The 13090-nt window shown below is 40.4% G+C and carries 9 protein-coding genes; 8 read left to right on the plus strand and 1 reads right to left on the minus strand.

The window, feature by feature from the left end:
* Positions 1-560 precede the first annotated feature (560 nt).
* The 8 genes from glmM (at position 561) to PI95_RS15775 (ending at position 10758) form a co-directional block, all read left to right on the plus strand.
* Positions 561-2033, plus strand: coding sequence for a phosphoglucosamine mutase (glmM, locus tag PI95_RS15740; protein ID WP_039754760.1), 1473 nt, complete (start codon positions 561-563; stop codon positions 2031-2033).
* Positions 2034-2263: 230 nt separating this feature from the next.
* Positions 2264-3901 carry a hormogonium polysaccharide biosynthesis protein HpsL gene (gene hpsL, locus PI95_RS15745; protein ID WP_039754761.1) on the plus strand — a complete coding sequence of 546 codons (1638 nt, stop codon included), beginning with the start codon at positions 2264-2266 and terminating at the stop codon, positions 3899-3901.
* Between the two features lie 266 nt (positions 3902-4167).
* The gene (locus tag PI95_RS15750; RefSeq protein ID WP_039754762.1) at positions 4168-5292 is read left to right on the plus strand and encodes an acyltransferase family protein; all 1125 of its coding nucleotides are present in this window, start codon (positions 4168-4170) and stop codon (positions 5290-5292) included.
* A gap of 85 nt (positions 5293-5377) precedes the next feature.
* Complete coding sequence (hpsN, locus tag PI95_RS15755; RefSeq protein ID WP_052325908.1) at positions 5378-6403, plus strand: hormogonium polysaccharide biosynthesis glycosyltransferase HpsN; 1026 nt, start codon at positions 5378-5380, stop codon at positions 6401-6403.
* 198 nt (positions 6404-6601) lie between these two features.
* Entirely contained in the window at positions 6602-7786 is a 1185-nt protein-coding gene (hpsO, locus tag PI95_RS15760) for a hormogonium polysaccharide biosynthesis glycosyltransferase HpsO (RefSeq protein ID WP_039754764.1), read from the plus strand.
* A gap of 140 nt (positions 7787-7926) precedes the next feature.
* Positions 7927-9141: a hormogonium polysaccharide biosynthesis glycosyltransferase HpsP gene (gene hpsP / locus PI95_RS15765; protein ID WP_039754765.1), complete on the plus strand. Its 1215-nt coding sequence runs from the start codon at positions 7927-7929 to the stop codon at positions 9139-9141.
* A gap of 116 nt (positions 9142-9257) precedes the next feature.
* Entirely contained in the window at positions 9258-9896 is a 639-nt protein-coding gene (locus PI95_RS15770; RefSeq protein WP_039754767.1) for a peroxiredoxin, read from the plus strand.
* 277 nt (positions 9897-10173) lie between these two features.
* A complete protein-coding gene (locus PI95_RS15775) occupies positions 10174-10758 on the plus strand; it encodes a Uma2 family endonuclease (RefSeq protein WP_039754768.1) in 585 nt (194 codons plus the stop codon).
* 3 nt (positions 10759-10761) lie between these two features.
* Here the strand turns inward: PI95_RS15775 and PI95_RS15780 are convergent, their stop codons facing one another.
* Entirely contained in the window at positions 10762-12987 is a 2226-nt protein-coding gene (locus tag PI95_RS15780) for a dynamin family protein (protein ID WP_163518929.1), read from the minus strand.
* Positions 12988-13090 lie beyond the last annotated feature (103 nt).

Consider the following 13090-nt stretch of genomic DNA (forward strand, 5'->3'; position numbering starts at 1 on the left):
CTGGACAAAAATGGACAGCCTTGTTTACTAGATCTTCAACACCCCACGACATTTTCGGATGAAGGCTGTCCATTTTTGTCTATTGTTTGTGAAACCCCTACTTGTCTCCCTTGTCTCCCTTGTCCCCTACTCCCTACTCCCTACTCCCTACTCCCTACTCCCCATTCCCCTCTTCAAAGTAATTTTTTTGATATTTTTATCTGTCTTTTTTCAAATATCGGCAAATTTACATCATAGTAAAGACTGAGATTCATGAATAGAATATGAATTATTTAATACATGTTTTGCCAAATACAGACTGACTTGAAAAAAGGATAAAGGAAAAAAGATATTTTGGCGATCGCTACTTAAGTAAAGAAAAATCTTCATTAAATATTGATAATCACATATACTATTATAAAAGAAATTTCAGTATTATTGCGTAATAACAGGTGGTTCAAAATAAATTTAAGGCGCAAGGGAAGTAGTATATTGTCCTGATGAAAAGGTATTCTGTCAGAATTGTTGAAGAAATTGTAAAGTGCTATTCTCCTGTGTGACTGTGTGGAGTGTTTAAATCAATGGTTTCATATATAACTCAAACTCAAAACGGCAATCGTTGCGGTTCTGCAACTGAATTTGAAGCATCGACAAAAGGTATAGAAGACAGTTTTGCATCTAATTTAATTCCACTACCAGCAAATCCCCTATTTGGTACAGATGGCATTCGCGGAAAAGTGGGAGAATTGCTGAGTGCGCCTTTAGCATTGCAAGTAGGTTTTTGGACGGGTATTGTTTTACGTAACCATGCTGCCAATCCAGGACCAGTGATTCTGGGGCAAGATTCGAGAAACTCCAGCGATATGCTGGCAATGGCTTTGAGTGCTGGGTTAACCGCAGCGGGGATAGAGGTTTGGTATTTAGGATTGTGCCCAACTCCTACTGTCGCTTATCTGGTCAGCGTCAGTGATGCGATTGGTGGAGTGATGATTTCTGCCAGTCACAACCCACCAGAAGACAACGGCATTAAAATTTTTGGGGCTAATGGTACTAAGTTACCGCAACTGTTGCAGGCAGCAATTGAAGCGGGGCTGCGCGGTCAGGCAATATTACCTGCTATTGTTAGTAATTGTGGACGGCATTACTCGCGCCCGGAGTTAGTGAAAAATTATGCCGAGGCATTGCAACAACCTTTGGAGAATGCTGTAAGTCTTCAGGGAATGAAGATTGTTTTAGATTTGGCATGGGGTGCAGCAGTGAAGTTGGCACCAGCAGTATTCACAAGAATGGGGGCAGAAGTAATCTGTTTGCATAACGAAGCGGATGGATCTCGCATTAACGTTAACTGCGGTTCCACTCACCTAGATATTCTCGCCCAAACCGTCAAAGAACATAATGCTGACATCGGCTTTGCTTTTGATGGCGATGCCGATCGCGTCTTAGCAGTAGATAATATTGGCAGACAAGTTAACGGCGATTACATCCTCTATCTCTGGGGACGCAGCTTGCAACAAAAGCAACAACTGCCAGATAACTTAATAATTTCCACCGTCATGGCGAACTTAGGCTTCGAGAAAGCTTGGAAACAAATTGGCGGTAACTTAACTCGCACAGCAGTTGGCGATCAATACGTTCAAGCCGAAATGCTGCAAACAGGCGCAATGCTAGGCGGCGAACAATCCGGTCACATATTGTGCCGTCATTATGGTATCACGGGCGATGGTTTATTAACAGCTTTACATATAGCCGCTTTAGTCAAACAAGCCGGTGTTTCCTTGAGAGAACTGGTAGATGAAAGCTTTGAAACTTATCCGCAATTATTGCAGAACGTGCGCGTTGTAGATCGCGATCGCCGATTGGGATGGAAAAATTGCGAACCCGTACAGAGTGCGATCGCTTTAGCCGAAACCGCAATGGGCGATTCCGGTAGAATACTAGTTCGCGCTTCTGGTACAGAACCGGTCATCAGAGTTATGGTAGAAGCTGCCAATGAAAAACTTGCTCATTACTGGACAAAAGAATTAGTCTCACAAGTCCAGCAACACCTGGCATAGTTAGGAGTTAGGAGTTAGGAGTTAGGAGTGAGGAGTTAGGAGTGATGAATTAAGAGTCAGCATGTATAAAAGTCAAGAGTGAGGAGTTAAAAGTGATGAATTAAGAGTCAGCATGTATAAAAGTCAAGAGTTAAGGCGTGGAAAAATTAGGAATCAAAACTCCTACTCCTAACTCCTAACTCCTAACTCCTAACTCCTAACTCCTAACTTTTAACTCATTCAATTCCCCGATGCTAAAACTTAAGAAAAAATCCAAGCGCTCAAAAAAAAAGCACTTCCAACCAGAAACTCCTCCTCTTAGCCTGCAAGAAAGGTTAGCCCAAAAACGCAAAGCAACCAAAGCGCGTAAAGAATTCACCGGCTTACTTACTAAAGCTGTTTCTGTGGCGATTATCGCCGGCATTCTGCTGGCTGTAGTCGGCGGAATTAAAGCCGCAGTTCCGGGTGTAGTCGGAATCATCGTCATCGCCTTTTGTTTCAAATACCCCCGACAAGCGCTTTTTGCCTTTATCATTTACGTACCTTTGGGTGGTACCATTACCTACTACATCGGTAACAGTCCCATACTTCAATTAGCCAAAGACGCTTTCTACATTCCAGCGTTGATTTCAATTTGGCAGGTTTCCAAAAGGCAGCGACTACCTCTGCTGATTCCCAAAGCCCTGAAAACGCCACTATATATTTTATTAGCCTCCTGCACCATAACTTTACTATTTGTCAATGGCGCTCAACAGTTCAGTCCTCCTCCAGCTGGGTTACTGCAAGACGCACCTAAAGAAGTACCCTTAGGAATGGGTATTCTCGGACTAAAAGTATTTTTAGGCTACTTACCCCTGATTACTTGTTATTACTACCTGATTCGTAATAAGCGGGATTTTCTCTTTTTATCGCGCTTACAAGTTGTCCTAATACTTGTCTCCTGTATATTGGGTTTTATTCAGTATTTTTTGCTACTAACAGGTATCTGTGAAGGTACTAGAAATGCAGTAGGTGGTGATTTATTTAAAGCCACACTAGAGGCTAGATGTTATATTGGCGGTTCTCTAGTTTATAGTCCCAGTCAAGGGATGATTCGCTTACCAGGAACCTTTGTTGCTCCTTGGCAGTGGGCATGGTTCCTCATTTCTAGTACATTTTTTACCTTTGGCACTGGCTTTAGCGATCCCTCAATTCTTTGGCGAATCGTAGGTTTAGGTTCTTTAGTCACAGTGTTTGTTAATGCAGTTATTTCTGGACAAAGAATCGCTTTAGCTTTAGTCCCCACCTGCTTCATACTTTTACTATTGCTTACCGGTCAACTTGGCAACCTCAAACGGTTTATCCCCTTAGGAATGGGACTTGCCCTAATTCTCACAATTGCCGCAATCACCAACCCTACCGTCGTCCAAGAGCGAACCGAAAGCTTTGTTGGTCGTTGGAATGCTTCACCCCCCCAACAATTTATCATGGATCAATTTGAGGAAAATTGGAAAAACGTCGCCGGACCTTTTGGAAGTGGTTTAGGTAGAGCTACTAATTCTGCCCGTGCTTTAGGTCAAACAAAGCTGGTAGAAACCTATTACCCCAAAGTCCTCTATGAAGTTGGCATTTTCGGATTACTGGCATTTCTGGGCTTGGTCACAACTTTAACAGTCGTCTGCCACCGTGCGTACCGTTCGATAAAAAATCGTAATTTACGCAGTTATGCAGCCTCAATGTGGGTGTTTGTATTGTTTATTAGTTACAACACCTATTACTACCCTCTCGATGTCGATCCGGTTGCTGTCTATTACTGGTTTACGGCTGGAATACTCTTGAAATTACCAGAAATCGATAAACAAGAAAAGGCAAATACCGAATCTGAGCAACAAGGCAAAAAAAAGCGGTAGAGATGTTCCAATGGAACGTCTGTACAAAAAAAGCAAAAAAATAAGCTAAATATGAAGCTGATTTAAAATACTCCCGTAAACTCTCGGAGGTCGCTTGCTTATAGATTAAGTTAGCTTTAGTCTTGTCAAATCTTTTTCTTCGTTAATTTATACCGTCGTCGAGACAAAACGCGCAGAAGCGTCTTTACCAAAATGGGTAATTTGCCGGATGTGATGTCGCGCTCAAATATTGCACCCAACTTTTGAAAGCTTATATTCATCAACACATGACCAATCAAATCCAAGCACCACCAAATCGATTTAATTGGATCGATCGCACAAAAGGATTAGCAATATTAGGAATTCTCATATTCCATTTTTTTCAAAACTATCCCGAACGCATAAATATAGTTTCTGTATTAGATAGAAATCTGGCAAAGCTGGGATACGCTGCTGTAGATATATTCTTTTTAATGGCTGGTTTCAACGTTAGTTATGCTCTAATATCCAAATTAAGAAAAGATGGCATAGATAAAATCAAAGTTAACTGGAAATCATGGTTATCAAAAAGATTAATTAGGTTATATCCGGCTTATTTACTCGCTTTTGTATTAAGTTGCTTGTTGTATTTTTTCTTTGGTAATTTTCCGAGAAAATCTCTTTTGAATTTTATTTTGTCATTTCTCGGATTAGCGGGAATGAAATTTCAAGCAGTTAATCCTGGTTTTTGGTTTTTTACAGTCATTTTAGAAGCTTATATATTTACACCTATATTATTTTATATTTGTCAAAATAAATTTCCTAATATATTAATTTTCGGAAGTGCGATCGCTCTCTTCACTAAAATAGTTTCCTTCTCTTTTCTTTTAGCGAATAATTTTTTCTTTTACATCTTTTTCTTACAAACCAATTTTCTAGGTAGCTACTTATTTCAATTCTGCTTGGGATTATATTGGGGATGGGTTTACGCGGAACATAAAGCTTTCCGCAAAATAGATTTTATCGTTGCAACCATTATTTTTACTATCGGTTTTATTCTCTACGCTATTTTGGGTATCACTAAAGTCAATATTGTCTATATGCTAGGTTTTGATATGTTATTTACTCCTTTCTTTTTTTTGATGATTCAAAAATTGTTATCTCGTTTAGATAAAATAGATAAAATACAGCGCGTGCTAGGTTTTCTTTCAATTTTAGGAATTTATTCTTATCAGATTTATCTAATTCATCAACCTTTGTATTTTGTTTTATTACCCAAACTCAAGCAAAGCATTCAGGTAAATTCATCTTTGAAAATAGTTGTTTCGTTGATGATAGTCAGCGTTGCTTTAACAATTTATGTTATCTTATTTACAAAATTAGAAAAAATTGTAATGAAACTTATTGGCAATGTTATGAGCAAGCAAAATTAAATTTTCGGACATAAATTTGGGCAAAATATCATTACAGGCAAATCATCTACCTGATTGCAACCATTATCAAACAAAATAAACAATAATGACTTATCCTTTAATTTCCGTGATTATACCGACCTATGGTCGTGAGGAACCGCTGCGTGATAGCCTTGTGGATGTCCTCAAACAAGACTACCCGAATTTTGAAGTTTTGGTTGTAGACCAAACCCTAAAACACCAACCGGAAATTCAAGCTTATTTAGACGAACTCTCAGCAGCAGATAAAATTAAATGGTTCCGCTTGGATTGGGCAAGTTTACCTGGTGCGCGTAATTATGCTGTGCGGCGCTCATCAGGTGAGATAATTTTATTTATTGATGATGATGTACAGTTAAAGAATGGATTTTTAGCAGCTCATGCTAAAAATTATCTAGAAAAGCCAGAAATCGGAGCCGTTGCGGGGCGAGTATTTGACAGAATGAAATTGGGTGATTCTGGGGGGGACTTGGAGATTGAATATTTGCCTCCCGAAGCAATGGACCCAGGAATTGCTTGGTATCATATTGATTTGGTGCATACAGTTAAACCCCAGCAAGTGCTGACAGCGAGGGGTTGTAATATGTCTTTCCGTCGCGAGATTTTTACTAAGTACGGACTGAGGTTTGATGAGAGGTTTAAAGGTAGTGCAGTGCGGGAGGAATCTGACTTTTGTTTGCGCGTGCGGCAGACGGGATATAAGATTTGGTATGACCCAGAAGCTGATTTAGTGCATTTAGGGGAAGAAACGGGGGGTTGTCATGATATTAGTATGCGATCGCTCAAATATCAAATGACCTTTTACCACAACCATTTTTTATTAGGACTGAAAAACCTCACCGCTACCCAAGCTTTACGCTTATACGCACGTTTATTTGATTGTCACGTCCTGGGACGTCCTCCTTGTCACAAAAGCGGTTCCCCGATTAAAATTGTCACCCGCTTAGTTTTCTATTCTTTGGGTTTTCTCAAAGCTGTGGGTACTGTGATTCAATCAGCTTGGAATGATGGTCAAATTTACACTCAACGCGATCGCCAAGATTATAACGATTTGCCTGTAACCGGACAAGAGCAAATTTTAGCTTCCAAATAAAACTAGGGACTAGGGACTGGGGACTGGGGACTAGAAAATTCTCCATCCCTAAATCTCAAATAAAATATGAGTCCGTAGTGAGCGATTTATCGCTCTGAACAATTATGTTAAGGACTAAAGTCCTTACTACGACCTTACATTTAATTTAGTTCTTTTACTTAACACCTAACAACCATCAACCATCAACCAACAATATTAATGAAAATTTTAGTTGCCAGTCACACTTATATTGTAGACCTTAATTGCGAAAAATTACGCGCTTTATCTCAACTAGAACCGGGAATTGAAGTAACAGTTGTAGTTCCCAAACGCTGGAAACCCGGAGGCGTACAAAATAAAATTATTGAAACGCAATACCGCGATGAAGGTGCATTTAAAATAGTTCCGATTTCTAACTTCAGTCAAAATCATCAAGGACTTCTCACCTTTGGCGCTGATTTAATATCTTTGTTGCGACAGTTTCGCCCCCAAATCATCCAAGTAGAACAAGGTTCTCGCGGACTGTCTTACGCTCAAATGATTACTTTAAACAAGCTATTGGGACTAAAGGCAAAAAATATATTTTTTACTTGGTGGAATCTGCCATACGAACTCAAATTACCCGCAGCTTTATTAGAAAAATACAACCTGAATAATAGCCACGGTATCATTTCCGGAAATCAAGATGGGGCAGAAATTCTCAGACAACGAGGATATAAAGGTTCAATTAAAGTCATGCCGCAGTTAGGTGTGGATGAAACTTTATTTGCTCCCAAGTCTCAACCAGAATTAGCGTCTAAATTGGGTATTCAACCAGGAGAATTTGTAGTTGGCTTTGTCGGACGTTTTGTGCCAGAAAAGGGCTTGCTGACGCTTGTAGATGCCTTAGCTAGTTTAAAAGATAAATCTTGGAAGTTACTTTTAATTGGGCGGGGTGCGTTGCAATCAGAATTAATGAACAAAGCCGCTGAAAACAACTTTAAAGACAGAATTATCTTGGTAGAAAGCGTACCCCACGATGAAGTTTACAAGTATATCAATTTAATGAGTACTTTGGTACTTCCTTCAGAAACAACTTATAAATTTAAAACTTTAACTTCTGCGGGTTGGAAAGAACAATTTGGTCATGTGTTAATTGAAGCAATGGCTTGTCAAGTTCCGGTGATTGGTTCCAACTCTGGCGAAATTCCTCATGTAATTGGTGATGCTGGGTTAGTCTTTCCGGAAGGCGATGTTAAAGCTTTGGCTGATTGCTTATCGCAATTAATGGAAAAGCCAGAATTTGCCGAAAAGTTGGGAGAAATGGGTTATCAAAAAGCGATGGTTCAATATACGAATAAAGCTTTAGCAAAACAGCAATTAGAGTTTTATAAAGAATTGGTTAATAATCGTAGGGTGCGTTAACGAAGTAACGCACCAATTTCAAACGGTGCGTTAGGCGCATAGCCGTAACGCACCCTACAAATTTAATTTTACGGGCGGGGAAACCCCCGTACAGACGTTCCGGCGGAACGTCTCTACCTAACAACCAACAACTAATAAAAATGCGAATTCTGCAAATTGTCCCTTCAATTTCTTTGATTTACGGTGGTCCCAGTCAAATGGTAATGGGACTATCTTCGGCATTGGCACGAGAAAATGTAAAAGTTACTATTCTCACTACAGATAGTAATGGTGATTCTGGTCAAAAACCTTTGGATGTTCCCTTAAATTGCCCGGTGAAACAAGATGGTTATGAAATAATTTACTTTCGTTGTTCACCGTTTCGCCGCTATAAGTTTTCTTTTGATTTATTAAAGTGGTTAAATAATCACGCCCATGAATTTGACTTAGCACATATTCATGCTTTATTCTCTCCTATAAGTAGTGCGGCTGCGACTGTGTGCCGGCAGAAAAATTTACCTTACATTTTGCGTCCTTTGGGTACTCTCGACCCCGCTGATTTACGCAAGAAAAAGCAATTAAAACAGCTTTACGCCGCAATTTTAGAACGGGCAAATTTAGCGGGTGCAGCTGCAATTCATTTTACCAGCGATCAAGAAGCAAAAATATCAGAACGATTTGGAGTTTCTACGCACGATTTGGTGATTCCTTTGGGTGTTATTCCCGCTGGAGGAGAGGGGGGAAGGGGGAGAGGGGGAGAGGGGGGGAATGCTATTCGGAGTCGGTTTGGTATCCCTTTTGATGTGCCTTTGGTACTTTTTATGTCGCGAATTGACCCGAAAAAAGGGTTAAATTTACTGATTCCGGCTTTGGAAAAGCTGTTAGCCGAAGGTGGTAATTTTTATTTTGTCTTAGCGGGAACGAATCCTCAAGATCCAGATTATGAAGAAAAGATAAGATTGCAGATACAAAATTCACCTTTGCGATCGCACACCACTATCACTGGTTTTGTTACGGGTGAATTAAAATCAGCTTTACTGCAAGCCGCAGATTTATTCGTCTTGCCATCGTATTATGAAAATTTCGGGATTGCTGTAGCTGAAGCGATGGTAGCGCAAGTACCTGTAATTATCTCAGACCAAGTGCATATTTGGCATCAGGTGCGCGATAGTGAGTCTGGGTGGGTGGGTACAACAGATGTGGAATCGCTTGTAGAATTGTTGCGACTCGCTTTGCAAAACCCCGAAGAATGTCGGCGTCGGGGATTGCGTGCCCAAGAATATGCATTGCAAAACTTTAGTTGGGAAGCGATCGCTCGTCAAACGATCCAAGCATACAATCAAATTTTGACCTCAAATTTAACTTCTTTACAGTAAACAACATAACTTAAAATTTTGTTGCAAACCGCCAAACCCCGATTGGACAACCGGGGTTATGTGTGGCGATCGCATAGTACAATACTTTATGCCTTTATAACCACAGGGAATCTGACATGACTCTCCGTCTAGGTGACACAGTACCCAACTTTACGCAAGCCTCTACACACGGCGACATAAATTTTTACGATTGGGCAGGTGATAGCTGGGTAGTGCTATTTTCGCACCCCGCAGACTTTACACCTGTTTGCACCACCGAATTAGGTACAGTTGCCAAACTGAAACCAGAATTTGACAAGCGCAACGTGAAAGCGATCGCCCTCAGCGTTGATGATGTTGACTCCCACAAAGGATGGGTAGGAGATATCGAAGAAACTCAAAACACCACCCTCAACTATCCAATTTTGGCAGATCCAGATCGTCAAGTTTCTGACCTTTACGATATGATCCACCCCAACGCTGCTAATACCGTAACAGTGCGATCGGTCTTCGTTATCGATCCGGATAAAAAACTGCGTCTCAGCTTCACTTACCCCCCCAGCACAGGACGCAACTTTGATGAAATTCTACGAGTGATTGATTCACTGCAACTAACTGATAACTACAGCGTAGCCACACCAGCTGACTGGAAAGACGGCGAAGATGTCGTAATTGTCCCCTCGCTGAAAGATCCAGAAGTGCTAAAGGAGAAATTCCCCAAAGGTTACGAGGAAGTCAAGCCTTATCTGCGGATGACTCCTCAACCGAATAAGTAGAAGGGGAAAGGGGAAAGTTTTTCGTTAATTTCTTTGACATTTACCTTTTCCCTTTATTTGTTAATCCGGAAATAATTTCCTTTGCAAAGGTAGGGTATATGCCCTACCTTTCACTTTTATGGGGTTTCACAAAAACTAGACAAAAATGGACAGGCTTGTTTTAAAGATCCTCAACACCCAACGAGTCACTCAGATGAAGCCTGTCCATTTTTGTCCGGGTTCAGTCCAAGGGTGTTTGCGTGAAAATAAAGAATAAAAGTGAGTAAGGTTAAGTATTATGCTTTCATCTCCTTTGATATTGCAACTTCCGTCATCAATGCAAATGACAGACGAGCAATTTTTCGAGTTTTGTCAAGTGAATAGTGACTTACGCATTGAGCGGAATAAACTTGGAGAAATATCAATTATGCCCCCAACTGGGTCAGAGACAGGAAATCGTAACTTCAATTTAGCCGGACAGTTATATATTTGGGCAGAACAGGATGGTACAGGTATTTGTTTTGACTCCAGCACGGGATTTAAGTTATCAACAGGTGCAGAGCGATCGCCTGATGTTTCCTGGATTAAACTAGAACGGTGGAATACTCTTGACAGCGAACAACAGCAAAAGTTTGCACCAATTTGTCCTGATTTTGTAATTGAACTGCGATCGCCAAGCGACAACCTTCAACCTTTGAAGGATAAAATGGAGGAATACATGAGAGAACCGGGAATACAGTTAGGCTGGTTGATTGACCGCAAGAATCGTAGAGTCTATATTTATCGTCCAGGGAAACCAGAGCAATGTTTAGAAAATCCTGATAACATAAGTGGCGAGTCGGTATTACCTGGGTTTATTCTTAATATGAGTAAAGTTTGGTAATAGCTATTTTTGTTTAGATAATATTGTGTACGCTTCATTAATCAGCCGCATTTTCTCTTGCGCTTCTTTTTGTAGTTGCGGCTTATCAATAAATAAATCTGGATGCCATTTTTTGACTAAAATTCGATAAGCTTGTTTCACTTCAGCAAATGAAGCATTAGATTCCACTTCTAAAGTTGCATAAGCGCGAGAATTTTTGTCTTTTTCCCCTTGAGTTTTATTTTGCTGTTTACCAGTTGAACCCATTTCCGCTTTCATTTGCGCTATTTCTTCATCAAGTTCCCAAGTGCGAAATTGCGCTTCAACTTGTTCTGGGGATGAAGGGGATGAGGGGGGGATGGGGAGAGGGGGGGATGGGGAAGCAGAAGAAGCAGGGGAAGCAGGGGAAGCAGGGGAAGCAGGGGAAGAAATTTCCCCTTGTCCCCCTTGTCCCCCTTGTCCCCCTTGTCCCCCTTGTCCCCCTTGTCCCCCTTGTCCCCCTTGTCCCCCTTGTCCCCCTGTCCCCTTGTCTCCCTGTCTCCCTGTCCCCCCATCTCCCCTATCTGGATAAAGTTGATAATTTGAAGGTATATTCGCTCTTTCTAACTCTCGCAATAATTGATTAAAAACATTTTGTAACTGCTGCAATTCTTCGCGTTTATTAGCGATTTCAACAGGTTTATCAGCTTTAAATCTAATTACTTTATCTGCTTTATTTTCATATTCAGCTAATATTGATAAACCTTGACTGCTGAAACGAGATAAATAATCCTCAGCTGCTGCTATACAAATTTGGGCAACTTGTTGATGATAAGATTCGGTTGCTGATTTTTCATCTTGTTTTTGTATATTCTTATTTAATATATAAGAAATACTGCCAACTACAGCCGCTCCAACCGGACCACCTAACAACCAACCAATACCACTACCAACGGCTATTGAACCAGTTTCACTCAAATCATCGGTATTGCTAGGCTTAGGAGGTAGAGTAATTTGGGGAACGCTTGGGAAGCAAATTAATAAATCTTCTGGTCTTTCTTCTTGAAAGAATTCATAAGCTTGATAAAGCCATTTTACTACAGCTAATTGCAATTCTGTCAAGTCTTTTTTTAAAGTGCTTACTTGCCAAGATTTAAAGTTATTTTCTGCTAAGGCAACTGCGGCATCAGTTTGATATTTTGTTAGCAAATTTGGTAAAGATAGCCAATCGCGTAAATCATTAACGCTTGTATTAAAGCCTTTTTGAATTAATTTTTCCGCTTTTTGTTTAATTTCAATTTTGGCGTTATTTTTTTCATCAAGAGATTTAATTTCACTAGCGATCGCGTCAATTTTGGCTTTTAATGATAGTATAATTTGAGAAGCGATCGCCTGCACTCTTGGTAAACGCACACCACCACGATTTTGTTGCAGCATCCCTACAATATTTTGCAAAGCCGATTCAAAAGCTACTAAACCACTACTACTTGCTTGAGTTACATCACCTTTTAATCTTGCTCTTAAAGCGGGTAAAGCATCAACGCGATATAAATTGCTAAAACCTGGAGGTAATTCTGCTCGAAAACTTTCCGCAACAAACAACAAGCGATTGTGGACTTGTTTTTGTTCATCGGGTTCGAGTAAGTTAAGAAAATTAGCGACAAAAATAACTGTCTTAATCCCGCGATCCAATAGCCAATCTCGCAAGTTTTCGCGCTCACCTAAAGTCATCAACTTGCGTGCATCCAGTAATTGTATTACTAAATCTGCACTTAATAGCTGCTCTTTCACTAAATTATCTTGTTCTTCCCTATCATTCGTTCCCGGTAAATCGAGAAATTCTACCCCCGTTTCTAAAAAGGGATGAGGACAAAAAACTTCTACAGACGCAACATCTTTTCGCATCTGTCTGTTATTATCAAGAATTGCGAATTCTTTTAAAATTTCCGTTCCACTGCGATAGATTTCTGTACCATCTACCAAGATGATGCGAGTTTGCAAGTCAGTACCATACTTGACAGTAATCGCTGCACCTGTGGTAGGAATCAAATCAATCGGTAAAGTGCGATTTCCCAACATCGCATTCAGCAAAGTTGACTTACCATGATTAAATGGACCAAATACCCCAACCCGAAAGCTAGGATTTGCTAAGTGGGTGGAAATAGCAATTATATCTTGATAAAGTTGTGATTTGCGCTCTAAATCGAGTAATGCAGATGCAGACTTGAGAGAATCAGAAAGTTTTTTGTACACTTCATTTTGTTGTTGCATAGTTTTCTTTCCCTCGTTCCCAGTTTCGTATTCTTCGTCCCCTCGTCCCCTCGTTCCCAGTTTCTAACTGGGAATGAAAATCATTGGGGCTGCTGCCTCATCT

This window comes from Hassallia byssoidea VB512170, assembly GCF_000817785.2.
In the GTDB taxonomy this organism is placed as follows: Bacteria; Cyanobacteriota; Cyanobacteriia; order Cyanobacteriales; family Nostocaceae; genus Hassallia; species Hassallia carrinoi.